Annotated in this window: 26 protein-coding genes; 16 read left to right on the forward strand and 10 right to left on the reverse strand. The window is 72.8% G+C overall.

Annotation, left to right across the window (positions count from 1 at the left end; translation table 11 throughout):
* Positions 1–62: 62 nt before the first annotated feature.
* Both AC4BEG_RS02415 and AC4BEG_RS02420 read right to left on the reverse strand, forming a co-directional pair.
* On the reverse strand, positions 63–2447 hold the full coding sequence (locus AC4BEG_RS02415; protein WP_490704244.1) for a phosphoketolase family protein: 2385 nt from the start codon (positions 2445–2447) through the stop codon (positions 63–65).
* A 182-nt stretch (positions 2448–2629) separates the two neighbouring features.
* Positions 2630–3511: a universal stress protein gene (locus tag AC4BEG_RS02420; protein ID WP_490704245.1), complete on the reverse strand. Its 882-nt coding sequence runs from the start codon at positions 3509–3511 to the stop codon at positions 2630–2632.
* A 212-nt stretch (positions 3512–3723) separates the two neighbouring features.
* Here AC4BEG_RS02420 and AC4BEG_RS02425 point away from each other — a divergent pair, with 212 nt between their 5' ends.
* From AC4BEG_RS02425 to AC4BEG_RS02465, 9 genes are all read left to right on the forward strand, one after another.
* Entirely contained in the window at positions 3724–4395 is a 672-nt protein-coding gene (locus AC4BEG_RS02425) for a CBS domain-containing protein (protein WP_490704246.1), read from the forward strand.
* On the forward strand, positions 4392–5294 hold the full coding sequence (locus tag AC4BEG_RS02430; RefSeq protein WP_490704247.1) for a universal stress protein: 903 nt from the start codon (positions 4392–4394) through the stop codon (positions 5292–5294). Before AC4BEG_RS02425 ends, AC4BEG_RS02430 begins: the two co-directional genes overlap by 4 nt.
* Before the next feature lie 658 nt (positions 5295–5952).
* Positions 5953–6807, forward strand: a complete 855-nt coding sequence (locus tag AC4BEG_RS02435) for a universal stress protein (RefSeq protein WP_490704248.1) — start codon at positions 5953–5955, stop codon at positions 6805–6807.
* 47 nt (positions 6808–6854) lie between these two features.
* Positions 6855–7922, forward strand: coding sequence for an alcohol dehydrogenase catalytic domain-containing protein (locus AC4BEG_RS02440; RefSeq protein WP_490704249.1), 1068 nt, complete (start codon positions 6855–6857; stop codon positions 7920–7922).
* A 5-nt stretch (positions 7923–7927) separates the two neighbouring features.
* Complete coding sequence (locus AC4BEG_RS02445) at positions 7928–8611, forward strand: helix-turn-helix domain-containing protein (protein WP_490704250.1); 684 nt, start codon at positions 7928–7930, stop codon at positions 8609–8611.
* A 101-nt stretch (positions 8612–8712) separates the two neighbouring features.
* Positions 8713–9528 (forward strand): universal stress protein, encoded by an 816-nt coding sequence (locus tag AC4BEG_RS02450; protein ID WP_490704251.1) that lies wholly within the window; start codon positions 8713–8715, stop codon positions 9526–9528.
* A gap of 101 nt (positions 9529–9629) precedes the next feature.
* Positions 9630–11081, forward strand: coding sequence for a nicotinate phosphoribosyltransferase (locus tag AC4BEG_RS02455; RefSeq protein WP_490704252.1), 1452 nt, complete (start codon positions 9630–9632; stop codon positions 11079–11081).
* A gap of 64 nt (positions 11082–11145) precedes the next feature.
* A complete protein-coding gene (locus AC4BEG_RS02460) occupies positions 11146–11604 on the forward strand; it encodes a cyclic nucleotide-binding domain-containing protein (protein ID WP_490704253.1) in 459 nt (152 codons plus the stop codon).
* A gap of 49 nt (positions 11605–11653) precedes the next feature.
* Positions 11654–12319 carry a CBS domain-containing protein gene (locus tag AC4BEG_RS02465; protein WP_490704254.1) on the forward strand — a complete coding sequence of 222 codons (666 nt, stop codon included), beginning with the start codon at positions 11654–11656 and terminating at the stop codon, positions 12317–12319.
* A gap of 86 nt (positions 12320–12405) precedes the next feature.
* Here the strand turns inward: AC4BEG_RS02465 and AC4BEG_RS02470 are convergent, their stop codons facing one another.
* Positions 12406–12984, reverse strand: a complete 579-nt coding sequence (locus tag AC4BEG_RS02470; protein WP_490704255.1) for an Rv1733c family protein — start codon at positions 12982–12984, stop codon at positions 12406–12408.
* A gap of 235 nt (positions 12985–13219) precedes the next feature.
* Between AC4BEG_RS02470 and AC4BEG_RS02475 the strand changes: the two genes are divergently transcribed.
* Entirely contained in the window at positions 13220–13957 is a 738-nt protein-coding gene (locus AC4BEG_RS02475) for a response regulator (protein ID WP_490704256.1), read from the forward strand.
* Between the two features lie 120 nt (positions 13958–14077).
* Positions 14078–15055: an Acg family FMN-binding oxidoreductase gene (locus AC4BEG_RS02480; protein WP_490704257.1), complete on the forward strand. Its 978-nt coding sequence runs from the start codon at positions 14078–14080 to the stop codon at positions 15053–15055.
* 47 nt (positions 15056–15102) lie between these two features.
* Here the strand turns inward: AC4BEG_RS02480 and AC4BEG_RS02485 are convergent, their stop codons facing one another.
* Positions 15103–16815, reverse strand: a complete 1713-nt coding sequence (locus AC4BEG_RS02485) for a sensor histidine kinase (protein WP_490704258.1) — start codon at positions 16813–16815, stop codon at positions 15103–15105.
* 59 nt (positions 16816–16874) lie between these two features.
* The gene (locus AC4BEG_RS02490) at positions 16875–17402 is read right to left on the reverse strand and encodes an NUDIX hydrolase (RefSeq protein WP_490704259.1); all 528 of its coding nucleotides are present in this window, start codon (positions 17400–17402) and stop codon (positions 16875–16877) included.
* 172 nt (positions 17403–17574) lie between these two features.
* Here AC4BEG_RS02490 and AC4BEG_RS02495 point away from each other — a divergent pair, with 172 nt between their 5' ends.
* The 5 genes from AC4BEG_RS02495 to AC4BEG_RS02515 all read left to right on the forward strand — a co-directional run bounded on the left by AC4BEG_RS02495 (position 17575) and on the right by AC4BEG_RS02515 (position 21435).
* Complete coding sequence (locus AC4BEG_RS02495) at positions 17575–18099, forward strand: DUF2267 domain-containing protein (RefSeq protein ID WP_490704260.1); 525 nt, start codon at positions 17575–17577, stop codon at positions 18097–18099.
* Between the two features lie 33 nt (positions 18100–18132).
* Positions 18133–18657 carry a GNAT family N-acetyltransferase gene (locus AC4BEG_RS02500; protein ID WP_490704261.1) on the forward strand — a complete coding sequence of 175 codons (525 nt, stop codon included), beginning with the start codon at positions 18133–18135 and terminating at the stop codon, positions 18655–18657.
* A 285-nt stretch (positions 18658–18942) separates the two neighbouring features.
* Positions 18943–19590: a peptide deformylase gene (def, locus tag AC4BEG_RS02505; RefSeq protein WP_490704262.1), complete on the forward strand. Its 648-nt coding sequence runs from the start codon at positions 18943–18945 to the stop codon at positions 19588–19590.
* Between the two features lie 259 nt (positions 19591–19849).
* On the forward strand, positions 19850–20608 hold the full coding sequence (locus AC4BEG_RS02510; RefSeq protein WP_490704263.1) for a GNAT family N-acetyltransferase: 759 nt from the start codon (positions 19850–19852) through the stop codon (positions 20606–20608).
* Positions 20605–21435 (forward strand): lysophospholipid acyltransferase family protein, encoded by an 831-nt coding sequence (locus AC4BEG_RS02515; RefSeq protein WP_490704264.1) that lies wholly within the window; start codon positions 20605–20607, stop codon positions 21433–21435. The genes AC4BEG_RS02510 and AC4BEG_RS02515 overlap by 4 nt, the downstream gene beginning before the upstream one ends.
* 36 nt (positions 21436–21471) lie before the next feature.
* Here the strand turns inward: AC4BEG_RS02515 and AC4BEG_RS02520 are convergent, their stop codons facing one another.
* From AC4BEG_RS02520 to paaI, 5 genes are all read right to left on the reverse strand, one after another.
* Positions 21472–21825: a tetratricopeptide repeat protein gene (locus tag AC4BEG_RS02520; RefSeq protein WP_201876227.1), complete on the reverse strand. Its 354-nt coding sequence runs from the start codon at positions 21823–21825 to the stop codon at positions 21472–21474.
* Positions 21822–22811 carry a pirin family protein gene (locus AC4BEG_RS02525; protein ID WP_490704265.1) on the reverse strand — a complete coding sequence of 330 codons (990 nt, stop codon included), beginning with the start codon at positions 22809–22811 and terminating at the stop codon, positions 21822–21824. Before AC4BEG_RS02525 ends, AC4BEG_RS02520 begins: the two co-directional genes overlap by 4 nt.
* A 125-nt stretch (positions 22812–22936) precedes the next feature.
* Positions 22937–23518 carry a TetR/AcrR family transcriptional regulator gene (locus AC4BEG_RS02530; protein WP_490704266.1) on the reverse strand — a complete coding sequence of 194 codons (582 nt, stop codon included), beginning with the start codon at positions 23516–23518 and terminating at the stop codon, positions 22937–22939.
* Between the two features lie 65 nt (positions 23519–23583).
* Positions 23584–24843, reverse strand: coding sequence for a phenylacetate--CoA ligase PaaK (gene paaK / locus AC4BEG_RS02535; RefSeq protein WP_490706959.1), 1260 nt, complete (start codon positions 24841–24843; stop codon positions 23584–23586).
* A gap of 44 nt (positions 24844–24887) precedes the next feature.
* The gene (paaI, locus tag AC4BEG_RS02540; RefSeq protein WP_490706960.1) at positions 24888–25283 is read right to left on the reverse strand and encodes a hydroxyphenylacetyl-CoA thioesterase PaaI; all 396 of its coding nucleotides are present in this window, start codon (positions 25281–25283) and stop codon (positions 24888–24890) included.
* Positions 25284–25470 lie beyond the last annotated feature (187 nt).

The raw sequence follows: 25470 nt of genomic DNA on the forward strand, positions 1-25470 counted from the left end.
TGGGCCGTACGGGGCATGGGGCACCGGGGCCGGTGCGGCTCCCGGTGCCCCCGCGCGGTGGCTCAGCCGCTCCAGGACCACTCCGCCACTTCGGGCATGTCGGTGCCGTGTTCGCGGATCCACGCGTGGTGGCGGGTGCGCGCGTCCTGCATCCGCTGGCGTACGGTGGCGGCGCGCACCGCGAGGCCCGGGGTGCGGTCGATGACGTCCATCACCAGCCGGTAGCGGTCCAGGTCGTTGCGGACGACCATGTCGAAGGGCGTGGTGGTGGTGCCCGACTCCAGATAGCCGCGCACATGCAGCTCCGGGTGGACGGTCCGGCGGTAGGCCAGCCGGTGCACCAGCCACGGATAGCCGTGGTAGGCGAAGATGACGGGCCGGTCGCGGGTGAAGAGGGCGTCGAACTCGGCGTCCGGCATCCCGTGCGGATGTTCCTTCCGGGGCAGCAGCCGGGTCATGTCGACGACGTTGACCACGCGCACCGCCACATCGGGCAGATGGCGGCGGAGGATCCCGGCGGCGGCCAGGACCTCCTGGGTGGGGACGTCGCCCGCGCAGGCCAGCACCACATCGGGTTCGCCGGTGCCGTTCTCGGTGCCCGCCCAGTCCCAGATTCCGGCGCCACGGGCGCAGTGGGCGCGGGCCTGGTCGAGGTCCAGCCAGTCGAAACAGGGCTGTTTGCCCGCGACGACGACATTGACGTAGTCCCGACTGCGCAGCACATGGTCGGCCACACAGAGCAGGGTGTTGGCGTCCGGCGGCAGATAGACCCGCACCACCTCGGGGCTCTTGTTGAGCACATGGTCCACGAAGCCGGGGTCCTGGTGCGAGAAGCCGTTGTGGTCCTGCCGCCAGACATGCGAGGTCAACAGGTAGTTGAGGGAGGCCACCGGGCGCCGCCACGGCAGCGCCCGGGACACCTTCAGCCACTTGATGTGCTGGTTGACCATGGAGTCGACGATGTGCACGAACGCCTCGTAGCAGGAGAACAGCCCGTGCCGTCCGGTGAGCAGATAGCCCTCCAGCCATCCCTGGCAGACGTGTTCGGAGAGGATCTCCATGACCCGGCCGTGCCGGTTCAGATGCTCATCGGTGGTCAGGGTCTCTTCCTGCCACGCTTTTCCGGTGGCCCGGAAGAGAGCCTGGAGCCGGTTGGAGGCGGTCTCGTCCGGGCCGACGACCCGGAAGTCGCGGCGGTCGCCGCTGTCCTCCATGACCCGCTCCAGGAAGTCGCCGAGCACTCGGGTGGGCTCGTGCAGCGTCACCCCGGGCTTCTCGGCGGGGACCGCGTACCGCTCCAGGTCGGGCAGGGGCAGATCGCGCACCAGCAGTCCGCCGTTGGCGTGCGGATTGGCGCCCAGCCGTCGCCGACCCTCGGGGACGCAGGCCAGCACCTCCGGCCGGGGCCGCCCGTCCTCGTCGAAGAGTTCCCCGGGCCGGTAGGAGCGCAACCACCGCTCCAGCTGCCGCAGATGCTCCGGGTTCTCCCGTACACCCGGCAGCGGGACCTGGTGTGAGCGCCAGGTGCCCTCCACCGGGACGCCGTCGACCTCGGCGGGCCCGGTCCAGCCCTTGGGGGTACGCAGCACGATCACCGGCCAGCGCGGACGTTCGCCGACGCCCTCCTCCCGGGCGGTGCGCTGGAGCACGGCGATCCGGTCGAGGGCCTGGTCCATGGCGCGGGCCAGGTCCCGGTGGACCTGGAGCGGTTCGTCGCCGGACACCTCGATCGGCTCATGGCCGTATCCCCGCAGCAGATCGTCCAGTTCGGGCCCGGGGAGGCGGGCGAGCACCGTGGGGTTGGCGATCTTGTAGCCGTTGAGGTGGAGGATGGGCAGTACGGCGCCGTCGTGAACCGGGTCGAGGAACTTGTTCGCGTGCCAGGAGGCGGCCAGCGGTCCGGTCTCGGCCTCGCCGTCGCCGATGACGCAGGCGACGAGGAGGCCGGGGTTGTCCAGGGCCGCGCCGTAGGCGTGGGCGAGCGAGTAGCCGAGCTCACCGCCCTCGTGAATGGAGCCGGGGGTCTCGGGCGCGACATGGCTGGGCACCCCGCCGGGGAAGGAGAACTGACGGAAGAGGCGAGCCATACCCGCCGCGTCCCGGCCGACGTCGGGGTAGACCTCGGCGTAGCTGCCGTCCAGCCAGGTGCCCGCGAGCACCGCCGGGCCGCCGTGCCCCGGTCCCCATACGCAGATGGCGTCCAGGTCGCGCGCCTTGATGACCCGGTTGAGGTGGGTGTGGACGAGGTTGAGCCCGGGTGAGGTGCCCCAGTGGCCCAGCAGCCGGGGCTTGATGTGGTCGGGGCGCAGCGGCTCGGTCAGCAGCGGGTTGGCCAGCAGATAGATCTGGCCGACCGCGAGGTAGTTCGCGGCCCTCCAGTGGGCGTCCAGGGCGTGCAGTTCGTCGGCGGCGAGCCCGCTCGCCGCCGAGGTCGGTACATCTGGCATGGACCTCTCTCCCTCGTAGGGTTTCCGGATGGGTACCCGCTGCCGGGCCGCCGCTCGTGCTGCGGCCGGGTGTGCCCTTCGTCCGTGTTCCACGCGCCGCGTCCGTGTTCCACCCTCGCGTCCGTGTTCCATGCGCGCGTCCGTGTTCCTTGCGCGCGTCCGTGTTCCTTGCGCGCGGAACGTCATGTCCGGTCGGGGACGACCGCCACCGGACACGGCGCGTGGTGCAGCGCCGTGTGGGCGACCAGTCCGAGCTGGAGCCCCGCGATGTGGCCGTGGCGCCGGCAGGCGCCGACGACCAGCAGATCGGCGGTGGCCGCCGCGTGCAGCAGCGCCTTGCGGGCCGGTCCTTCGACGGTCTCGCGGCGGACGACGACCTTGGGGTGGTCCCGTTCGGGGACCCGCAGGGCGTCGTCGAGTGCCCGCTCGGCGCGGGCCCAGTGGGCGCGGACCGGATCGCCGTAGATCATCAGGTCGTCCGTGACCTCACCGGCCGGGCACCGCCAGGCCCGTACGGCGGCCAGCTCGCGGCCGCCCGCCTCGGCCTCGCGGAAGGCGTACCGCAGGGCGGGCGCCGCCTCACCGCCGGGCTCGTCCACGCCGAGCACGATCCGGCCGAAGGAACCGCGCCGGTTGGGCGTCCCGCCCCGGACGACGGTGACCGGGCAGGGGGCACGGGCGGCGACCGTCAGGGCGACCGATCCGAGGAGCAGTCCGGAGAGTTCGCCCCGGCCGCGCGCTCCGGTGACCACGCCGAACGCCTCCTGGCCCGCGCGCAGCAGCACGGACACCGGGTCCTCCGGCAGCACCTCGGTGGAGATCTTCACATCGGGGCCGCGGCGTCGCGCGCGCTCGGCCGCGGTGTCGGTGATCTGCTCGGACAGCACCCGGTCCCAGGGGCGCTCGGGGTCGGTGGCGGGCCTGATGTACTCATAGCGCTCCCACAGCGAGCCGTGCACCAGGCGCAGCGGCACCCGGTGCCGGGCCGCCGCGTCCACCGCCCAGTCCACCGCGTTGAGGCTGGACTGTGAGCCGTCGACACCCACAACCAGGGGGAGCACCACCGTATCCACCGTCCTTCGCAGTGGCCTTCGCTGTCCGATGTCCCCACCCTCCCGCCGTCCGGCCCCGGGCGCGAGGGGCGATTCGGCCCCGGCGGGGGTCGTTCGGCCCAGACCGCCGGGTCGGGCCGGTCGGCCCCGAGCGGACCCCGGGCAGCCCATGAGGGCGAAGGGGGGCCGTTGGAGGCTGGAGACAGGATCCGGGGAGGCAGGAAATGAAGCACCGCAAGATCGGCAACGTGATGACCGACGATGTTGTCCGGGTGGGCCACGGGGCCTCGTTCGAGGAGGTCAGCCAGCTGTTGGCCCGGCACCGCATCAACGGTCTGCCGGTGGTGGACGACGACGACAAGGTGGTCGGCGTGATCAGCGGTACCGATCTCAGCGAGCTGACGGGCCGCCAGGACAACGGTCACCAGGGGGGCGGACGGGCCGACGGAGTACCACGGCAGTCCCCCGACGGACGCACCGCCTGGCAGCTGATGTCACGGCCCGCCGTCACCGTGCACCCGCAGGACACCATCGTGGACGCCGCGCGCTCCATGGACCGCCATCGGATCGAACGGCTCCCCGTCGTGGACGAGGAGGACCGGCTGATCGGCATCGTCACCCGCCGTGATCTGCTGCGGGTCTTCCTCCGCCCGGACGACGAGATCCGCGCGGAAGTGATCGACGAGGTGCTGGTGCGCTCGCTGTGGCTGCTGCCGCACACCGTCGCGGTCACCGTGACCGACGGGGTGGTGCGGCTGGAGGGCCGCCTCGACCGGCACAGCGAGATCCCCATCGCGGTGCGGATGGCCGGACAGGTGGACGGGGTGGTGGCGGTGGTCGACCGGCTCACCTATCGCGTCGACGACTCCCCCGGCCAGGGAGGTGCCGCGTCATGACGGCTGCCGACAAGCCGGCCCAGGACGGCCGGGTCGTGGTGGGCCTCGACGGCTCCGACAGCGCCTGGGCCGCGCTGGACAGGGCCGTCGCCGAGGCCCGGCGGCGCGATGCCACGCTGGAGATCGTGCACGCCTGGCCATGGGCCCGTACCGATCCGCTCGCCTTCGACATGGACAGCGAACCCCAGCGGCCCCCGGTCGAGATCGCCCGCACGGTGCTGCGGCTCGCCGTGGCGCGGGCCGCCGAGAAGGACCCGGAGCTGCGGATCGTCCCCACCCTCACCGCGCAGGACGCGGTGCCGGAGCTGCTGCGGATCGGCCAGGGCGCCTCGCTGATCGTCATCGGCACGCGTGGTCTGGGAGGCTTCACCGGGCTGCTGCTGGGCTCGGTCGGACTGCGGCTGGCCGCCCACACCCACCGCCCGCTGCTGGTGGTACGCGGCGATGTGCCGGCCGCGTACGGGCCCGAGGGCCACGGCAAGGTGCTGGTCGGGGTCGAGGGCGGCGCGGACGAGGCGGCGGCCCGGTTCGCCTTCGAGGAGGCCATCCGGCGCGGCGCGCGGCTGCGGGTGCTGTACCCATGGACCCACCCCCGGACCTTCAGCGGCGACCACACCCTGCCCTCGAGGGAGGTCGTGGCCCTGCGGGCGGAGCGCGCACAGGCGGAGACGTACCGCGTGGTGGCCGCGCTGCGCGAGGAGTTCGGCCAGGTGGGCGTCCGCGAGGACACGGTCCACAGCGCCCCCGCGCAGGCCCTGGTGGAGGCGTCCCGCGCGGCGGACGTCCTGGTCCTGGCCGTCCACCGCCGCACCGCCCGGCTCGGCCTCCAGCTCGGCCCCGTCACCCACGCGGTCCTCCATCACGCCCACTGCCCGGTCGTCCTGGTCCCGGTCGGCTGAGCGTTCCCCGCGGCGCGACGAGCGGATACCGCGGGGTGGCTCCGGGCTGGGCCCGGGGCGCCCTCGTTCGGCCCCGGCCCGGCCCGGCCCACGGCGGAGGGGCGTAGCGGAGGGGCCCGCAGACCTTCCCCGTCGTGGGCACGCACGATCGGCACGGTGCCGAGCGGCGCACGGATGCACACGGCGGCCGGATGTCGCGGCCCGGCGGGACGCGGGGGCAGGCGGGCCGACGGGGCCGGGGACTCGGGGTGGATGGGCCGGTTGTCCTGGGGGCGGGGGTGGGCCGGGACCGGTCGGCCCTGGCGCGGGCCACCCGGACGTGGTGCCCTGGAAAGTGGCACCGGGGGCGTCCAGCAGACGCGGAGAAGCGGACCGGCGGACCCGCTGACGTGTGTCACCGGCTACCGCGCACCGCGCAATCAGGGCCCGCGAGAAGCGGGCGGCCCCCGGCGCCGCGGGTGTGCCGCGGCGGCGGCCGACAGGTCGTACCGGGCGAGGCCCGGGTGGGCCGTACTCCGCCCCGTCGGCGCGCCGGTCAACAAAGACGCCGGTCAACAAAGACATGGTCCGGCAGGCGTCCCGGAGCCGATACGGCCGCAGGAGTCCCGGCGCCCACGACGCCGCACCGCACCGCGCCACGCCGGAGAGGAGGGCAGCGATGGTGCGCCCCGTCACCGCGGGCCTGGACGGGTCCCCCGAGAGCCTGGCCGCCGCCGACTGGGCGGCGCGCGAGGCGATCCTGCGCGACGCTCCGCTGCGGCTGGTCAACGCCTGGCCGGGGCCCGAGCAGTTGGAGCTCACCCCGGGCCGGAAGGCCGCCTGGCACTACTGGGCCGAGCGCGCGCTGCGGTCCGCGCGGGCCGAACTGGACGCCGAACACCCGGAGATGCCGATCCTGACCGACCAGATTCGCGGCTCTCCCGGGCCCGTGCTGCTGGCCGAGGCGGAGCGGGCCCAGTTGCTGGTGGTCGGGTCCCGCTCGCTCGGCACGGTCGCCGGATTCTTCCTGGGCTCGGTCGGTCTGGAGCTGGCCGCCCGCGCCGCCACCCCCGTCGTCCTGGTGCGGGCGGACACCCCGGACACCCGGAACGCCGATGTGCTGGCGGGGGTGGATCCACGCAGGTCGTGCCATGACGTGCTGGAGTTCGCGTTCGACACCGCCGCCCGGCGCGGTGCGGGGCTGCGGTGTGTGTACGCCAACAGGGTTCCCGCGATACGGGGCTCCGCGCCCTGGGTCGTGGACGTCGGGCTGACCGATGCCCACAAAGAGGCGGAGTACGCGCTGAGCGAGGCGCTGGCGCCGTGGCGGGACAAGTTCGCCGGGGTGCGGGTCGTCGAGGAGACCGCGTCGGACAGCCCGGCCCGGCGGCTGGTGGCCGCCGCGGCGGGGGTGGCGCTGATGGTCGTGGGACGCGGTCCGCGCCGGACGGGCCTCGGACCGCGGCTCGGGCCCGTCGCCCAGGCCGTGGCGCACCACGCCGCGTGTCCGGTCGCCGTCGTCCCCCAAAGCTGACCAGAACCGACATCACGCATGCCACGAGGCGCGGAGAGGAAACGGCCATGAAAGCACTCGTCTTCCACGAGCCGGGGCGGATCTCCTGGCAGAAGGTGCCCGACCCCGACCTCGAGGAGGTCACCGACGCGATCGTGCGGGTCGACACGGTCACCATCTGCGGCACCGACCTGCACATCCTGAACGGCGACGTACCGGACGTCAGGCCCGGTACGGTGCTCGGCCACGAGGCCCTGGGCGAGGTGGTGGAGACCGGGGAGGAGGTACGGGGGGTACGCCCCGGGGACCGGGTGCTGATCTCCTGCATCTCGGCGTGCGGCCACTGCCGGTTCTGCCGGGAGCGTGCGTACGGGCAGTGCCGCGGGGGTGGGGGCTGGATCCTGGGGCGCACGGTCAACGGCACACAGGCCGAGTATGTGCGGGTGCCGTTCGCCGATCTGTCGACGCATCCGCTGCCCGGCACGGCCGAGGGCCATGAGGCGGTCCTGCTGGCGGACATCTTCCCGACCGCCTATGAGGTGGGTGTCCTCAACGGCCGGGTGGGCCCCGGGGACACGGTCGCGGTGGTGGGGGCCGGGCCGGTCGGACTGGCCGCGATCGCGACCGCGGAGTTCTTCTCCCCCGGCCGGATCATCGCCGTCGACTACGCCACCACGCGGCTGGACGCCGCCAAGCGGATCGGCGCCGACGCGGTGGCCTCCGCGGACGAGGACCCGGAGCGACTGGTCGCCGACCTCACCGACGGGCTGGGCGCCGATGTGGTGATCGAGGCGGTGGGCACACCGCAGAGCTTCGAGACCTGCACCCGCATGGTGCGGCCCGGCGGCCGGATCGCCAATGTCGGGGTGCACGCCAAGCCCGCCACACTGCATCTGGAAGAGCTGTGGATCAAGAACGTGACGATCACCACCGGGCTGGTCAACACGTCCTCCACACCCACGCTGCTGTCCATGCTGGCCGCCGGACGGCTGCCCGCGTCCCTGCTCATCACCCATGTCTTCGAGCTGGACCAGATGGAGGAGGCGTACGACGTCTTCTCGCGGGCCACCGACACCGGCGCGATCAAAATCGCGCTCGGGGGTCCCACCCGGCCCCTGGCGACCCGAGAGGAGTGAAGGCGATGTGCGACATGGTACAGCCGGGTCCGGCAGCCGCACAGCCGGTGGCCGGCGGAGGCGACATCGGGCGCCGGGTGTCCGAGCGCCGCGCGCAACTCGGCCTGACCCGTGCGGAGTTGGCGGAACGGGCGGGCACCTCGCCCGGCTATGTGCGCTATCTCGAGGAGTATCCGGCCGATCCGGGAGCCGGGGCGCTGCTGCGGATCGCGGCGGCACTGGACACCAGCGCGGCGGAGCTGCGCGGCGGTGGCGCCGAACGGCCACCCGGTCGCGGACAGGCGGGGCCCCACCCCGATCTGCTGGAACTGGACGCCGCGGAGTGCCGGGACCGGCTCGCCGGACACGGAGTGGGCCGGGTCTCGGTGACCACCGCGCGCGGCCCCGCCGTCGTCCCGGTCAACTACAGCGTGGTGGACGATGCCGTGGTCTTCCGGACCGCGCCCGACGCCACCCCCGCGGCGGCCGCGGGCACCGAAGTGGCCTTCGAGGTGGACCACATCGACGAGGCGCTCAGCGAGGGCTGGAGCGTCCTCGTGGTCGGACGCGCACAGCGGGTCACCGACCCGGAGAGGGTGCGGCGGCTGACCACCGCGGCGTACTCGGCCCCCTGGCCGGGCGGCAGCCGCGAGCTGTGGCTGCGCATCGAACCCACCAGCGTCACCGGCCGCCGGATCCGGGCGCGCTGACCCTGCACACCGGCACACCGGCCGCGGCCGTACACCACGCTCCGGGGCACAACGGAACACCAACTCCTCCCGGCCGGAAGAGATTGATGGAGGTGACGGTCGTGCGACCGCCCATCACCGTCGGCATCGACGGTTTTCCCGAGAGTCCGTATGCCGCGCACTGGGCGGCACATGAGGCGCTGCTGCGCGATCTGCCGCTGCGGCTGGTGCACGCCTGGGTCCTGCTCTCGCCCACGGACACGGACGTGCTGTCCGAGGAGCACTTCTCGCGCGGGATGGACCAGAACTACTGGGCGCGGCGTCTGCTGAGTGACACGGTGCACGAGTTGCGCGACGCGCATCCGGGGCTGAACGTCACCGCCGAGCTGGTGCCGCGGGACGCGGTACCCGCGCTGCTGGCCGCGTGCGCCGACGCCGAGATGCTGGTGCTCGGCTCGCGCGGACGCGGCACTCTCGCCGCGTTTCTGCTCGGTTCCACCGGACGGCAGCTCCTCGCCCGCGGTGTGCGGCCGATGGTGCTGGTGCACGTGGACGACCCCGGCCGAAGCCCGGACGTGACCGTGGGCCTGGAGCTGCGGCGGCCGTCCGACGACGTGCTCGCGTTCGCCTTCGACGAGGCCGCGCGGCGCGGCGGCGCACTGCGCGCGGTGCACGCGGGCGCCCGGCGGGCGGACGCCGACGCCGGGGCGGCGCTCGACGCGGCGCTGCGGCCATGGCAGGAGAAGTACCCGGGGGTGCCCGTGGCCGAGGGCATCATCGCGGAGCGCCCGGGGCGCGCCGTGGTGCACGCCGCCGCGGGCTCCGGGCTGCTCGTACTGGGCCGTGACGAGCACGGTGCCGTACCGCGGGTGGGCTCCGTGACACACGCCGCGGTGCACCACGCACCGTGTCCGGTGGCGGTGGTGCCGTCCGGCTGACGCGGACGGCGGGAACCGTTCAACGCGCCTCGGCGGACGAGGAGTTGAGGAGAGCACAAGGGAGACAGAGGGAGACAGAGGGAGACAGGGAGACAACGACGATGTCGAACGCGATGACCACCGATCTCTACGAGGCGACCATGGCTCTGTCGTACCTGAGGGAGGGTATGACCGCCCCGGCCACCTTCGATCTGTATGTCCGCGACCTCCCGCCCGAGCGCGGCTTCCTGGTCGCCGCGGGCCTGGAACCGGCGCTGGACTATCTGTCCGGCTTCCGGGTCGGGCCGGACGACGTCGAGGCGTTCGCCACCGTGCTGCACCGCTCCTACGACGATCTGGAACCCCTGCTGGGCCTGGGATTCGAGGGTGAGGTGCGAGCGGTGCCCGAGGGCCGGATCGTCCTGGCCGGGGAACCGCTGCTGGAGCTGACGGCGCCGCTGCCGCAGGCCCAGCTGGTCGAGACGTATCTGCTGGGGCAGCTCAGCCACCAGACCACCATCGCCTCCAAGGCCGTGCGGTGTGTGATGGCCGCCGACGGCCGCCCGGTGCTGGACTTCTCGCTGCGCCGCACCCACGGCCCGCAGGCCGGGATGCAGGCGGCGCGGCTGGGCGCCCTGGCCGGGTTCGTGGGGACGAGCAATGTGGAGGCCGCCACCACCTACGGGATCGCGGCCAGCGGCACGATGGCGCATTCGTACATCGAGGCGTTCGCGGACGAGGAGACCGCGTTCCGGGCGTTCGCCCGCACCCACCCCGGTCCGGTGACCTTCCTGGTCGACACCTACGACACCCTGACGGGTGTGGCCACCGCCGCGCGGGTGCTGCGCGATCTGGGTCTGGGGACCGGCTGTGCCATCCGCCTGGACAGCGGCGACCTCGGCGCGCTCGCGGTGCGAGCGCGGCGGCTCCTCGACGATGCGGGGCTGCCGCAGGTGGGGATCGTGGCCAGTGGCGGTCTGGACGAGTACGCCGTGCGGGACCTGGTGCGCGACGGGGCGCCGATCGATGTGTTCGCCGTGGGCACCCGAGTCGGGGTCTCGGCCGACTCGGCGTATCTCGACTCGGCGTACAAGCTGGTCGCCTATGACGGGCGGCCGGTGATGAAGCTGTCCTCGGCGAAGGTCACGGCCCCCGGCGCCAAGCAGGTGTGGCGGCGGCCGGGCTTCGCCGATGTGATCGGCGAACAGGACGAACTGCCGCCGCGCGGTGGCACCCCGCTGCTGGAGACGGTAATGCGGGGCGGCCGGCGGACGGGGGAGCCCGACACCCTGGGCCGGGCGCGTGAACGCCTCACCGCCGATCTTGCCGGGCTGCCGCCCCAGGCGCGCCGGATCCGGGACCCCATACCGCCCCGAGCGGCGACCTCAGCGCCGCTGGCCCGGCTGGCGGGCCGGGTGCGCCACCAGATCGAGCACCGGCTCCTCCCGGGGGAGCACGAGGCCGACAGGCCGGGCCAAGGAGTCGACCGGCCGGGCCCCGGAGCCGAGCGGACCAGGTCGGGGGCCGCTCGGCCCATGCCTCACGCCGGTGGCACACCCGCACGATGGACATGACGGCGTCGGCGACGCCGATGCCCGCCACCCATGACGCGTTGCATCTGTGGAGAAGGGGCCCTCGATGATCACCAGAAACGGGGTGGTGGCCGCCGTACCGCCGGACCACCGCGACCAGTTCGTCCGACTCGCCCACGAGGTGTCGTTCCCGATGGGCACCCGCATCTTCGAGGAAGGGGGCCTGGCCGACCGTTTCTGGATCATCAGCAGCGGCGGAGTGTCCCTCGATGTGCATGTGCCGGGGCGGCAGGCACCCACTGTGGACACGCTCGGCCCCGGCGATCTGCTGGGCTGGTCATGGCTGATCCCGCCGTGCCGGTGGCATCTGGGCGCGGAGGCCGTCAGCCCGGTGCGCGCCGAGGAGTTCGACGCGGCCACGGTGCGTGCGCTGTGCCGTGCGGACCCGGTGCTGGGCAGCGCCCTGGCCACGTATGTCGCGGGGGTCGTCGGGCGGCGACTGCGGTCGACCCGCAGCCGACTGCTGGACCTCTACGGACCCTACAGCGCCGCTTTCGACGGCTGAAGGGCGGAGGAGCCGAGGGGCTGACCTCACGCTGAACGGAGGAGGACCCGTGCAACGGACCTCGCACATCGTCAGTGATGTGATGACGCATACGGTGGTGGCCGTCGGCCGCGAGGCGCCGTTCAAGGAGATCGTCAGAACGCTGGAGCAGTGGCGGGTCAGCGCGCTGCCGGTGCTGGAGGGCGAGGGCCGGGTCGTCGGTGTGGTCTCCGAGGCGGATCTGCTGCCCAAGGAGGAGTTCCGGGACAGCGATCCGGCCCGGATACCCCAGCTGCGCGAGCTGCCGGAGATGGCCAAGGCGGGCGCGGTGACCGCCGAGGAGCTGATGACGTCCCCCGCCATCACGGTGCACGCGCGCGCGACGCTGGCCGAGGCCGCGCGCATCATGACGCACAAGCGCGTCAAGCGGCTGCCGGTGGTCGACGAGGAGGGCCGTCTGGAGGGCATCGTCAGCCGCGCCGATCTGCTGAAGGTCTTTCTGCGGCCGGACGAGGACATCGCGGAGGAGGTACGCCGCGAGGTGGTGACCCATCTCTTCCCGGCCCCGGGGCAGACGGTCCAGGTCAGTGTGAGCGAGGGCGTGGTCACCCTCACCGGACGGATCCGGGACGCCGTTCTGGTTCCGGCGGCTGCCCGGCTGATCCGGGCGGTCGAGGGCGTCGTGGACTTCGACAACCAGCTGACGACGGCTCCGCCCGCAGCACACCGGTCGTAGAGCACACAACCGCACTGTGAGTCTCACATCTCACAGTGCGGCTCCAGCTCTCACAGATGGCGGCTCCAGCTCTCACAGATGAGCTCTCACAGATGGCGGCTCCAGCGCGGCTCCACCTCGGCCCAGGCACGCTCCCACTCCCGGGCCCGGCCGCGGTCCAGCCGCCACCGCACCACACCGCGCCCGGTCAGCGCCACCGCGGCCACCCCCGCCGCCGCCGACGCACCGGCCAGCGAGGCCCGGGTCGCGACCTGCTCCGTGGTGGGCGGGGCGGGGACGAGACGGCCTCGGCCGTCGACCCACACCGGCGTGGTCGTACCGGCCCGCCGCCCCTCGTGGACCAGAGCGGAGCCGGTCTGCACGACGCCGTCGGGAGCGGTCCACCGTACGGGGGCGCGCACCTGGTCGGTGTCGGTGCCGTCGCCCGTGGGCGGCACGACGGGAGCCTGTTCCAGCAGCACCGCGGGCACCCGGAACCGCTCGGCACGCTCCTGCCGCAGCGCCTCGTCCACGGCGCTGCCCGCGATGACGCCCGCGGCCGGGCCGCCGACCGCCATCACCAGGGCGGTCACCAGCACCACCCATGCCTCGGTCACGTCGGAGCGGCGTCTGAGCGGACTGCGCCGCCAGCGCCACAGCCACCGCACCCGCACGTTCGTGCCCATGCCGCGACCGTCGCACGCGGGGGCGCCCGTGGCGAGGGCCGGGCAGACCCCTGTGCCGGGGGCCTTTCGGTCCCGTCGCGGCCCCGCGGGGGCCCGTTCGGCCCTGGTGCGGCCCTCGCCGGATGCGCCACCCTCGTCAGCGAGGGGCGGGGCTTCAGCGAGGGAGCCGGGCGGGCCCACGGGCCGGGCGGACACGGACAACGGGCGGACACAGACCAGCGGTGCGAGGAGCGCCATGACCGAGACACGGGAATCCCCGCCGACATCGCACCCCATCAGGGTGTTCCTGCTCGACGACCACGAGGTGGTCCGGCGCGGGCTGCACGACCTGCTGGACGCCGAGCCCGATATCGAGGTGGTCGGGGACGCCGGGACCGTGGACCACGCGCTGGCGCGGGGCCCCGCGCTCCGGCCCGACGTGGCCATCCTGGACGTCCGGCTGCCGGACGGGGACGGCATCACGGTCTGCCGTGAGCTGCGCTCCCGGATGCCGGATCTGGCCTGTCTGATGCTCACCTCGTTCGACGACGACGATGCCCTGCTGGACGCGATCATGGCCGGGGCCGCGGGCTATGTGCTCAAGCAGATCAAGGGCTCCGACCTGGTCTCCGCGGTCCGTACGGTCGCTTCCGGGCAGTCGATGCTCGACCCGGCGACCACCGCCCGGCTGATGAGCACCCTGCGCGGGGACACCACCCCGCAGGAACCGAGGGACGAGGTGCTGGCCGGGCTGTCGCCACGGGAGCGGGAGATCCTGGCGCTGATCGGCGAGGGGCTGACCAACCGGCAGATCGGCAAGCGACTGTTCCTCTCCGAGAAGACGGTCAAGAACCACATCTCCCGGCTGCTGGCCAAGCTGGGCGTCGAGCGCCGTATCCAGGCGGCGGTGCTGGCGACCCACTCCTCCCCGGCCTCCCCCGACGACCACCCGGCGCGCCCCGCGCCCCAGGCGCCCCATGCGCCCCACCGCTGAGGGCCGACGCGTACCAACCGGTCCCTCCCCGGGGACCAACGGCCCCTGCCCGTCCCGCTTTCCGGAGCCGCACGCTGACTGCGCGGGGAACCGCCCGCGCCCACCGGCGAGGAGAACACCATGCAGCCCGCAGCACTCGACGCGGCGATCCTGGAGAAACTGATCTCCGCGGCCGTGGCCGCTCCGTCGATGCACAACACCCAGCCGTGGCGGTACCGGCTGAACCCCGACACCGTCACGCTGGAGGTCCGGGCCGCCCCGGAACGCGCCCTGCGCCACGCCGACCCGATGGGACGGGCCCTGAGCGTCTCCGCCGGGGCCGCCGTGTTCAATCTGCGCGTGGCCGTGGCCCACTTCGGCTGGGAGCCGGTGGTCCGGCTGCTGCCGTACCGCTCCCAGCCGGATCTGCTGGCCACGGTGCGGCTGGCCGCGTCGCCCCGCGGCCGGGCCCGCGCCGCGCACGACGAGCTGTACGACGTGATCTGGCGGCGGCACAGCAGCCGTATGCCCTACTCGGCGCACCGGCTGCCGCATCAGCTGATGTACCAGCTGGCCGACGCCGCCCACGAGGACGGGGCCACCCTGCATCTCGCGGGCCCGGAGGAGACCTCCCATCTGCTGCGGCTGACCGCCGAGGCCGAACAGCGCAACGTCCATGACCCGCGGCGGGCCGCGGAGAGCCGGGAGTGGATCCGCGAAAGCGGTCCGTACGGGATCCCCACGGCGGCCATCGGCCCCCGGGACACCGCGTCGCGGATGCCGATGCGGGACTTCCGCGGCGCCGGACAGCAGCCCACCGCGATGTTCGAGAGCCGTCCCACGATCGCGGTGCTGACCACCGGCCACGACCGCCGGGCGGACTGGCTGCGGGCCGGGCAGGCGCTGGAGCACGTCCTGCTGCTGGCGACCTCGCGCGCGGTGCGGGCCTCGCTGCTGCACCAGGCGCTGGAGTGGTCGGATCTGCGGTGGGCGCTCAGCGACGCCCGCCAGGTACCGGGCCATGTGCAGATGCTGATCCGGCTCGGGTACGGGCCGCCGGGCTCGGCGACTCCGCGCAGCGGTGCCCATGACGTGCTGGACAGCGACCCGGCGATCTGAGCCGCTGACCGGCGGCTGACCACCGGGGGTCGGCGTACGCCGAGGGCTCAGGGACTGCGCAGCGGTACGCCCCACACCAGCCGGGTCCCGCCGCCCGGTGGCACCTGGAGGGCCAGTTCACCACCGTACTTCTCGGCGCGTTCCGCCAGGTTGCGCAGTCCGCTGCGGCGTCCGCCCTCCGGGATGCCGACGCCGTTGTCGGTGACGGTCAGGGTCAGCCGTCCCGAGGCGACGACGAGGGAGATCTCCGCGGCGTCCGCCTCCGCGTGCCGGGCGGTGTTCGACAGCGACTCGGCGAGGACCGCGACCATGTCGTCCGCGACGGGGCGCGGCACATCCGTGTCGACCAGGCCCTCGGTGCGGAGCGAGGGGGTGAAGCCGAGCGCGGGCACGGCCTCCTCGATGGTCTTGGCGGTGCGGACGCGCAGCCCCTGGAGGGCGGGGCCGCCCTCATGGGCCCGCAGCCCGAAGATCGTGGACCGAATGATCTTGATGGTGTCGTCGAGATCGTCCACCACTCGCAGCAGCCGCTCGGAACCCTCCGGGTGCTGGACGAACCGCATGGTGCTCTGGAGGGTCATCCCCGCGGCGAACAGCCGCTGGATGGCCAGGTCGTGCAGATCGCGGGCGATCCGGTCGCGGTCCTCGAGCAGGGCGAGCTGTTCGGCGTCGCGGCGCCGCTCGGCCAGTTTCATGGCGATCGCCGCCTGGCCCGCGAAGCCGAGCAGGGTGTCGGTCTCGATCTGGGTGAAGGGGGCGCTGGACACCGAGCGGGCCAGCGACAGCACCCCGCCCACTCCGTCGCTGGTGCGCATCGGCACCGCGACGGCCGGGCCGAGCCCTTCCCAGCGCTGGGGGCCCACCGTGATCCGTGGATCGTTCTTGACGTCGGTGCTGGTGACCGGCGCGGAGGCGGTGAAGGCGGCACCGGCGAAGGTGCCCCGGCAGGGCAGCACCAGACCGCGGTGGGCCTCGGCGTCGGTGCCCGCCGCGAGCGCGACCTCGAGATCGCCGCTTCCGGCGACGGGCAGCATCAGCACTCCGAGATCGGCGGAGAGGATCCGGCGGGCGTGGTCGACGATCAGCTCCAGCACGCTGGTCTCGTCCACACCCGACAGCAGGCTGTTGGTGACCTCCGCGTTCGCCTCCAGCCAGTGCTGGCGGTGCCGGGCGTCCTCGTAGAGCCGGGCGTTCTCGATGGCCACGCCCGCGGCCACGGCGAGGGTGGACAGCACGGTCTCGTCCTCCCCGTCGAACTCCTTCCCGCCGCGTTTCTCGGTGAGATAGAGATTGCCGAAGACCTCGTCCCGCACCCGGATGGGCACCCCGAGGAACGAGTGCATCGGCGGATGGCCCGGCGGAAACCCGTACGAGGCGGGGTGCTCCGACAGCTCGGCCAGCCGCAGCGGCTCGGGGTGGCGGATCAGCTCGCCGAGGATGCCGTGGCCGGACGGCAGGTCCCCGATCCTCTCGATCCGCTCCTTGTCGACGCCCACCGGCAGGAACTCGGCGAGCCGCTGATCCTCGCCGATGACACCGAGCGCCCCGTACTCGGCATCCACCAGGACCACCGCGGCCTCTACGATCCGCCGCAGCACATGGGGGAGATCCAGCTCACGGCCGACCGAGAGCACGGCTTCCAGCAGGCTGTGCACCCGGTCCTGGGTGCCGCGCACCGCGTCGATGCGGACCTGCAACTCCTCCAGCAGCTCGTCCAGCCGCAGTCGGGGCAGGTACTCCGAACTCCTCGCGCTCTCCATGCCCACCGTGCCTCCGTCGGCTTCAGCGCGCGTCGTGGCATACCGCACGGTCTCCCTCTTCACGGTAGCGGCGCCCCGTTGAGCAGCGCGTCGAGCCGGTCGAGGAAGAGCTCCTGTTTGGCCACGATCCTCGTACGGGCCCGTGGCAGATCCAGCCACCGCACCCGGTCGAGCTCGGGGAACTCCCGCATCCGGCCGGATCCCCGGGGCCACTCCATGGTGAAGGTGCCGGGCCTGACCTCCGCCGGATCGAGCTCGCCCGGCAGGGCCCAGACCGTCACCAGTTTGCCGCCGGTCTGCCGGACCGAGCCCAGCGGCAGCAACTCGCCGTCGGGCGGCGGCAGTCCGAGCTCCTCCTCGAACTCCCGGCGCGCGGCGGCCTCGGGGGTCTCCCCCTCGGTGTACTCGCCCTTGGGCACGGACCACGCCCGCTCGTCCCTGGCGGCCCAGAACGGGCCTCCCATATGGCCGAGCAGCACCTCGGTGGCCGGTCCGGTGCCGTGGAACAGCAGGATTCCGGCGCTGCGCTTCTCGGTGCGCCGCTCCGTACGCTTCCCCGTGCTCTTCTCGGTGCGCTTCTCCGCCACAGTGCCCAGTGTGCGGCCGTGATGGCCACACCGCGCTCCGTTCGGCCGGACGGTGCCGGAGGGTGGGTATCGGGGTGGGCGCCGATCGGGGCCGGGGCGGACGCTTCGGGGCGGTGCCGCTGGGCACTCGGCGGACGAGCGTGGGCACCGATCCAGGGAGCGCTGATCCACGATGCGCTACGAAGAACTGACGGGCCAGGTCCAGGTGCGGGCCCAGCTGCCGGACCGGCGTTCGGCCGAGCGGGCCGTCCGGGCGACACTCGAAACCCTCGCCGAGCGGATTCCCGACGGACTCGCGGACCATCTGGCGGCCCAGCTGCCCACCGATGCGGCGGAGCCGATGCGCCGGGTGGCCGCCTCCCACCGGGGCTCGCCGGAGGAGCGGTCCTACCGGCGCGACCACGGCGAGCGGTTCGACCTGACCGGTTTCGCGGGCCGGATCGCCTGGCGCACCGAGCACACCGAGGAGGAGGCGCTGCGCGAGGCGAGCGCCTTCTTCGAGGTGCTGGACGCCGCCGTGGACCCGGAGCTGATGGAGAAGGTGTACGGGGTGCTGCCGAGCGATATCCGCGCCCTGCTCCCGGAGGCGCGGGCCGACCTCGACGACCGGACCGATGTCGGGGACCGGACCGATCTCGACGACGGGACAGGAGGCGGCAGCGGGGCCTCCGGATCCGCGGACCGCGAAAACCAGTGATCGTTCCGGCCGGTCGCGGCGTACCGTGCAGTCATGCCCGAACTCCAGCGCCTCCGACGCGATCACGCCGCGGCCCTGCTCACTTTCGAGCGGGAGAATCGCGCCTACTTCGCGCAGACGGTTCCCGACCGAGGTGACGACTACTTCACCGACTTCGACGCGCGCCACACCGAGCGGCTCGCCGAACAGGACGCCGGACTCCACCACTTCCATCTCATCGTGGACGCCGACGGCCAGGTGCTGGGACGGGTCAATCTGGTCGATGTGGCCGACGGCACGGCGGCGCTGGGATACCGGATCGCCGAGCGGGCCACCCGGCAGGGCCTCGCCACCCGCGCCGTCCGGCGGGTCTGCCTCCTGGCCGCCACCGAGTACGGTCTGACCGCGCTGCGCGCCGAGACCACGCTCGACAACGCCGGGTCACGCGCCGTACTGGCCCGCACCGGCTTCGTCCCCACCGGCGGCGAGATCACCCTCGGCAGGCGCCCCGCGCAGGCGTATGTACGCGATCTGAGCGATGTCCGGGAGGCGGCCGCCCAGGAGCCGGCCGCCCCGTGAGCACCGGCTCCCTCCGCCTCCCGGACGCTGGGGGCCGTCCTCGAAGACGGGCCCCAGGAGCCGCCACCCCGCGTGCACAACGGGGAAAGCACCGCGGAGCGGCGGCGTCCCGAGCCGGGAGGACCCGGGTGAGCCTCGGGGCGTGGGATTCCCCGGCGGCTCATGGGTGAGTACGGACCACATCCGCATCCCGTTCACCGGGGGCGGACACGGGCACGCCCGGCTCCGGACAGCAGCCCCGTCCCATGGATTGCCGCGGCCTGACCGGCTTGCCAGGCTGTCCCCATGCCGACCTCCAGCCTGTCCGAACTCGTCGACGAACTGCTCTCCGGCACCCACCCGCTGCCGATCATCTCCGCGGGCGTCCCCGTCCTGCGGCAACCGGCCGTCCCCTACGAGGGCCAGCTGTCCACGGACCAGCTCGACCGGCTGCTGCGGGCGATGCGGGACACCATGCACGCCGCGCCCGGGGTGGGCCTGGCCGCCCCGCAGATCGGCGTACCGCTGCGGCTCGCGGTGATCGAGGATCCGGCGGAGGTGACAGCCGAGGTGCGCGAGGCGCGCGGCCGGGTGCCACAGCCGTACCGCGTCCTGGTCAACCCGTCGTACGAGACCGTGGGCGACGGCCGAGCGGCGTTCTTCGAAGGGTGTCTGAGCGTTCCCGGCTGGCAGGCGGTGGTCAGCCGCCCCGAGCGGATCCGGCTGCGCGGACAGGACGAGACGGGGCGGGAGGTGAACGAGGAGTTCACCGGCTGGCCCGCCCGGATCGTCCAGCACGAGACCGACCATGTCGACGGTGTGCTGTATCTGGACCGTGCCGAGACCCGCTCGCTGGCCTCCGCGCAGGCCGTCACCGACTACTGGTCCCAGCCCACGCCCGCCGTCGCGGCCCGGTCCCTCGGCTTCCCGCTGCACGGCACCGGCGCACCCTGACACCGGGGCACGTCACCACCTCTCGCCGCTCCGTGTCACCGGGCCGATCGCCCGCGTCACCACGGCATGCGTTTGTCATCGGCTGGCAGTCGTCGAAACACCACGCGGACACTGTGGCGTTCGCCGTCACGGCAAGACTGGGGTGAACGCAAGCGGTGTGCGCCGCTCTTCGCGCACCGCGCCGGCGTGCGGGTATCTCTCCCCGCCCGCCCCTTCCCTCATCCCCGTCGCTCCTGACTTCCCCGGAAGGAGAACAGGAATGTCCGTGCTCACGACGCCCCCGGTACCGGCGTCCACCAGCTCGTACGTCACCTCCATCGCCCACACCGAGGAGCAGATCCACGCCGCGCAGCGGCTGCGCTACCAGGTGTTCGGAGAGGAGAGGGGAGGCCGGTTGTCCTCGCCCTTCGCCGGGCGCGACGTGGACGAGTTCGACGCCGTGATGGACCACCTGATCGTCACGGACACGACGACGGGCACCGTGGTCGGCACCTACCGGCTGCTCCCCCCGGGCCGCAGTGAACGGCTCTACTCGGAGACCGAGTTCGATCTGCGCGGCCTTCCCGAGGAGGTCCGTTCCTCCATGGTCGAGGCGGGGCGGGCGTGTGTGCACCCCGACCACCGCTCGGGCGCGGTGATCAATCTGATGTGGGCCGGACTGGCCCGCTATGTCCTGCTGTCCGGCCACCGCTATCTCGCGGGCTGCGCCTCGGTCCCGCTGGCCGACGGCGGACAGGCCGCGGCCAACGCCTGGCTGCTGGGCACCACCCGGCACGCCGCCCCCTCCGGGCTGCGGGTGCACCCGCTCGACCCCTGGATACCGACGCGGACGCTGGACGCCGAGCCGAGCTATGCCGAACTGCCGCCGCTGCTCCGCGGCTATCTGCGGGTCGGCGCCTGGATGTGCGGCTCCCCGCAGCACGACCGGAGCTTCGACGACGCCGACTTCTTCGTCCTGCTGGACACCGAGCGGATGAACGACCGCTACCGCCGCTACTTCCTGGGCGAGACCAAGTGACCGTATCGGCCCCCCTGGATCCGCCGGCACACGCGTGGGCCGCGTGGTCCCCGTGCGACCCGGACTGCGTCGCCCACGCCGCCGACCGGGTCCCCGCCACGCGGACCCTGCGGCGGTCCGCCGCCTTCGGCCGGGCGCTGGTCGGCGCGCTGGTGCGGGGCGAGCGGATCGCCGAGCCGGAGACCCTGCGCTCCCGTGCCGCGGAGCTGCTGACCGCGCTGGGCATCCGGCTGGAGGTGGCGGGCGACGCCACACTCAGCGCACCGGGCACCACCGGCACCCTCGTGGTGGCCAACCACATCTCCTGGCTGGACATCGTGGCACTGCTGGCCGTCGAGCCGGTGGTCATGCTGGCGAAGCGGGAGGTGGGGAGCTGGCCCGTGGTCGGCCCGCTGACGAAGCGAGCCGGGACGATGTTCATCGACCGCGCCAGTCTGCGCCAACTGCCCGACACGGTAAGGGAGATGTCGGCGCTGCTGCGCGACGGCCGTTCGCTGGTGGTCTTCCCGCAGGGCATCACCTGGTGTGCCGGGACGGGAGGACACTTCCGGCGGGCGACGTTCCAGGCGGCGCTCGACGCGGGCGCTCCGGTGCGCCCGGTGGCCCTGGAATACCTCCAGCACGGCGCCCCCACCACGGTGGCCGCCTTCGTCGGCGAGGACGACTTCGGCAGCTCGCTGCGCCGGGTTCTGCGCGCCGACGGGCTGACCATCCGGGTGCGCAACCACCGGCCGCTGCTGCCCGCGCCGGGGAGGGAGGACCGCCGTATGCTCGCCGCGCGGGCACAGGCCACCGTGTGCGGTGCCCAACTCCCCCTGCACGGCTGACCACCCGTCCCCCAGCCGGGGGACGGGTGTGACGGGTCAGTCCGCCGCGGTCGTGGCGAACGCCCCGCGAAGCGCGTCCGCCACTCGCAGCGCACCGGCCGCTTCCCGGTCCCGCCCCTGGCGTTGCAGGGTGCGCCCGAGCATCAGATGGGCGTACGCCTCGACCGGATCGCGGGCGATCACCTCGCGCAGCTGTTCCTCGGCGCGCCGCAGCTGGGCGGAGTGGTAGTAGGCGCGGGCCAGCAGCAGCCGCGGGGCGATCTGCTCCGGCTCGTCCTCGACCACGGTGGCGAGGATGCGGGCGGCCTCGGCGTAGTCCTTCGCCTCGAAGAAGAGCCCGGCGCGCTCCCAGCGCTCGGCCAGGGTCTCCTCGGGGATGTACGCGGTCATGCGTCCTCCTCTCCGGCTGCGGTGTGCGGCATGTGCTCGGCGGGGACGACCCCGAGACGGCCGCTCTGGAAGTCGTCGATGGCCTGGGCGATCTCCGCCTTGGTGTTCATCACGAAAGGTCCGTAGTGCGCGACGGGCTCCCGGATCGGCCGCCCGCCGAGGATCAGTACGTCGAGCTGGGGGGTGCGGGTGTCCGGACGGTCGGTGGCGGCCACGCTCAGGGCTCCGCCCTGCCCGAGGACGGCGAGCTGATGCGCGTCCAGCGGACGGTTCTCGGCGCCGACGGTGCCACGTCCGGACAGGGCGTAGACCAGCGCGTTGAAGTCGGGGCGCCAGGGCAGATCGAGCCGGGCACCGGGGCTGAGCGTCGCATGGATCATGGTGATCGGGGTGAAGGTGCCACCCGGCCCCTGATGGCCCGCGATCTCCCCTGCGATGACCCGCACCAGGGCGCCGCCGTCGGGCGAGGACAGCAGCGCGGCCTCGCGGCCCTCGATGCTCTGGTACTTCGGCGGATTCCACTTGTTGGCGCGCGGCAGGTTCACCCACAGCTGGATGCCGTGGAACAGCCCGCCCGAGACCACCAGGTGCTCCGGCGGCGTCTCGATGTGCAGGATGCCGCCACCGGCGGTCATCCACTGGGTGGCGCCGTCGGAGATCAGCCCACCGCCGCCGTTGGAGTCCTGGTGCTGCATCTCGCCGTCGATCATGTAGGTGACAGTCTCGAAGCCGCGGTGGGGATGCCAGGGGGTGCCCTTGGGCTCACCCGGCGCGTAGTCGACCTCGCCCATCTGGTCCATATGGACAAAGGGGTCGAGATCGCGCAGCGAGGCGCCCGCGAAGGCCCGGTACACCGGGAACCCCTCCCCCTCGAACCCCTGCGGAGCGCCGGTTACCGAGCGGACCGGGCGCGCCGGGGCGGTCTGGGGATCGGGGGTGGGGACGCGGGGCAGTTCCAGTGTGCTGTCGACGGTCACGGCGGGCATGACGCTCTCCTCGTTCGCGGACGGCGGTCGGCCGGCCAGGACGGCCGACCCTGAAGACATCTGGTTGAACAGTGAACTACATGGCTTCATTCCCGCCCGCCGAGATCACTTCGAGGAAGCCGGGATCACCCCGGGGAGCCGGCCCGGGAGGCTCCGGCCGACGCCCCCAGCAGGACCCGCGCGGCATCCTGGGCCTGCCGGGCAGACTCGGCCGACCCGCGGATGGCCGCCGTGGTCATGGCCCCCTCGGCGAGCAGCGCCAGCTGCCCGGCGAGCGCGGCGGGCCGCCCGGCGTCGGCCACCAGCCGACCCAGATACGCCCGGAACGCCTCCTTGTGCGCACGGACGGCGTCCGCCACCGCGGGGGTGGTGGCCCCCAGCTCACCGAAGGAGTTGATGAATCCGCACCCCCGGAAGTCCGGCTCGATGAACCAGCCGTGCAGCCAGTCGAAGACGGCCAGGACACGCGCCACGGGGTCCTCCTCGGCCTCCACATGGCGGGCCAGCGCCTCCCGCCACCGGATGTCGCGCCGCTCCAGATACGCCTCGACCAGCTCACCCTTGGACGGAAAGAGCTGATAGAGGCGTTTGAGGGAGACCTGCGAGGCGGTCCGGATCTCATCCATGCCCACGCTCTGCACCCCGCGGCCGTAGAACAGCCCCTCCGCGGCGTCGAGCACACGGGTCCTGATCGGTTCCTGGTCCATCACGGTCACCCTCACCTGAGAACAGTCGTTCTCCTACGGTACCGCCCACCCCGGACCGGCCCGTCTCACCCCTCGCGCAGGTCCCTGACCCGGCGGATCTTGCCCACCGAGCGCTCCAGGGTCTCCGGATCCACCACCGCCACCTCGGCCGTGACCCCCACCCCGTCCTTGATCCCCCGGGCGATCACCGCCGCGGCGGCCTCGCGCTGCCCGCCGTCGGCTCCCGGGCGGGCCTCGACGCGGACCGTCATACGGTCCATCCGACCGGCCCGGGTCAGCTCCACCTGGAAGTGCGGCGCCACCGCCGGAACCCTCAGCACGATCTCCTCGATCTGGCTGGGGAAGACATTCACCCCGCGCACGATGAGCATGTCGTCGCAGCGGCCGGTGATCTTCTGGATACGGCGGAACGCGGGACGGGCGGTGCCGGGCAGCAGCCGGGTCAGATCCCGGGTGCGGTAGCGGATGACCGGCAGGGCCTCCTTGGTGAGGGTGGTGAAGGTGAGTTCACCCTCCTCGCCGTCGGCCATCACCTCGTCGGTGAGCGGGTCGACGACCTCCGGGTAGAAGTGGTCCTCCCACACATGCAGACCGTCCTTGGTCTCCACACACTCCTGTGCCACCCCGGGCCCGATCACCTCGGAGAGCCCGTATATGTCCACCGCGTGGATGTCCATGCGGTCCTCGATCTCCCGGCGCATCTCCTCGGTCCACGGCTCGGCGCCGAAGACACCGACCTGGAGGGAGGTGGTGCGCGGATCCACACCCTGGCGCTCGAACTCATCGAGCAGCGTGAGCATGTAGGAGGGGGTGATCATGATGATCTCGGGCTTGAAGTCCTGGATGATCTGCACCTGACGCGCGGTCATACCGCCGGAGGCGGGAATGACGGTGCAGCCGAGCCGCTCGGCCCCGAAGTGGGCGCCGAGACCGCCGGTGAACAGGCCGTAGCCGTAGGAGACATGGACCTTGTGGCCGGGACGGCCGCCCGCCGCGCGCAGCGAACGGGCCACCACATCCGCCCACATCGACAAATCGTTCTCGGTGTAGCCGACGACGGTGGGTCTGCCGGTGGTGCCGCTGGAGGCATGGATGCGCCGCACCTCGCTCTGGTCCACGGCGAACATCCCGAAGGGATAGGTGTCCCGCAGATCGGCCTTGGTGGTGAAGGGGAAGCGGGCCAGGTCCTCCAGGGTGCGGCAGTCCTCCGGGACCACTCCGGCCTCGCGGAACTTCGCGCGATACAGCTCCACATGGTCGTATGCATGGCGCAAGGTGGCGCGCAGCCGGGTGAGTTGGAGATCCCTCAGCTCATCCCGGCTCATCCGCTCGGCGGCGTCCAGGATTTCCTCGGGTGGCGGTGTGCCGGTCACGATCTCTCCTTCGCTTCGGCGGCGCGGCGGCCGAGAGCGCGGCTGCGCCCGCGGAACTCCGCGATCACCTCGTCGCCGCGGCGCACCGTCACGTCGTAGACACCGCTGCGTCCGTACCGGGTCCGCTCCTCGGCGGTCGCCTCGAGCACATCGCCCTCCCGGGCGGGGGCGACGAAGGTGATGTCGGCACCGGCGGCGAGGGTCACCGGGCCGTGGCCGTTGCACGCACAGGCGAACGCCGTGTCCGCGAACAGAAAGACATAGCCGCCGTGGGCGATCCCGTGCCCGTTCACCATCGAGGCCGTCACGGCCATCCGGAGCACCGCCGAACCGTCCCCGGTCTTCAGCAGCTCGATGCCCAGTCCGCGTGACGCCTGGTCCGCGGCGAACATCTCCTCCACCGGACCGACGGCCGCGTTTCTGGAGCCTGCCACCTGTTTTCCACCGCCCTCGAGACCCGACCGAACATTCGGTCTCTATTGGAGTGCGGTCCAGTAATCCAGCATCCGCCCTGGCTGTCAAGGGTTTGCACATCGCGCCGTCCGCTTGCGACGGGCGCCACCGGAGGCCGTGAACAAT

The organism is Streptomyces sp. JLBJ103 (genome assembly GCF_058215575.1).

Coding starts and splice junctions, on each gene's coding strand:
- AC4BEG_RS02415 (WP_490704244.1), bottom strand. CDS start 2,447: ATGCCAGATGTACCGACCTCGGCGGCGAGCGGGCTCGCCGCCGACGAA.
- AC4BEG_RS02425 (WP_490704246.1), top strand. CDS start 3,724: ATGAAGCACCGCAAGATCGGCAACGTGATGACCGACGATGTTGTCCGG.
- AC4BEG_RS02430 (WP_490704247.1), top strand. CDS start 4,392: ATGACGGCTGCCGACAAGCCGGCCCAGGACGGCCGGGTCGTGGTGGGC.
- AC4BEG_RS02435 (WP_490704248.1), top strand. CDS start 5,953: ATGGTGCGCCCCGTCACCGCGGGCCTGGACGGGTCCCCCGAGAGCCTG.
- AC4BEG_RS02440 (WP_490704249.1), top strand. CDS start 6,855: ATGAAAGCACTCGTCTTCCACGAGCCGGGGCGGATCTCCTGGCAGAAG.
- AC4BEG_RS02445 (WP_490704250.1), top strand. CDS start 7,928: ATGTGCGACATGGTACAGCCGGGTCCGGCAGCCGCACAGCCGGTGGCC.
- AC4BEG_RS02455 (WP_490704252.1), top strand. CDS start 9,630: ATGTCGAACGCGATGACCACCGATCTCTACGAGGCGACCATGGCTCTG.
- AC4BEG_RS02460 (WP_490704253.1), top strand. CDS start 11,146: ATGATCACCAGAAACGGGGTGGTGGCCGCCGTACCGCCGGACCACCGC.
- AC4BEG_RS02470 (WP_490704255.1), bottom strand. CDS start 12,984: ATGGGCACGAACGTGCGGGTGCGGTGGCTGTGGCGCTGGCGGCGCAGT.
- AC4BEG_RS02475 (WP_490704256.1), top strand. CDS start 13,220: ATGACCGAGACACGGGAATCCCCGCCGACATCGCACCCCATCAGGGTG.
- AC4BEG_RS02480 (WP_490704257.1), top strand. CDS start 14,078: ATGCAGCCCGCAGCACTCGACGCGGCGATCCTGGAGAAACTGATCTCC.
- AC4BEG_RS02485 (WP_490704258.1), bottom strand. CDS start 16,815: ATGGAGAGCGCGAGGAGTTCGGAGTACCTGCCCCGACTGCGGCTGGAC.
- AC4BEG_RS02495 (WP_490704260.1), top strand. CDS start 17,575: ATGCGCTACGAAGAACTGACGGGCCAGGTCCAGGTGCGGGCCCAGCTG.
- AC4BEG_RS02500 (WP_490704261.1), top strand. CDS start 18,133: ATGCCCGAACTCCAGCGCCTCCGACGCGATCACGCCGCGGCCCTGCTC.
- def (WP_490704262.1), top strand. CDS start 18,943: ATGCCGACCTCCAGCCTGTCCGAACTCGTCGACGAACTGCTCTCCGGC.
- AC4BEG_RS02510 (WP_490704263.1), top strand. CDS start 19,850: ATGTCCGTGCTCACGACGCCCCCGGTACCGGCGTCCACCAGCTCGTAC.
- AC4BEG_RS02520 (WP_201876227.1), bottom strand. CDS start 21,825: ATGACCGCGTACATCCCCGAGGAGACCCTGGCCGAGCGCTGGGAGCGC.
- AC4BEG_RS02525 (WP_490704265.1), bottom strand. CDS start 22,811: ATGCCCGCCGTGACCGTCGACAGCACACTGGAACTGCCCCGCGTCCCC.
- AC4BEG_RS02530 (WP_490704266.1), bottom strand. CDS start 23,518: ATGGACCAGGAACCGATCAGGACCCGTGTGCTCGACGCCGCGGAGGGG.
- paaK (WP_490706959.1), bottom strand. CDS start 24,843: ATGAGCCGGGATGAGCTGAGGGATCTCCAACTCACCCGGCTGCGCGCC.
- paaI (WP_490706960.1), bottom strand. CDS start 25,283: ATGTTCGCCGCGGACCAGGCGTCACGCGGACTGGGCATCGAGCTGCTG.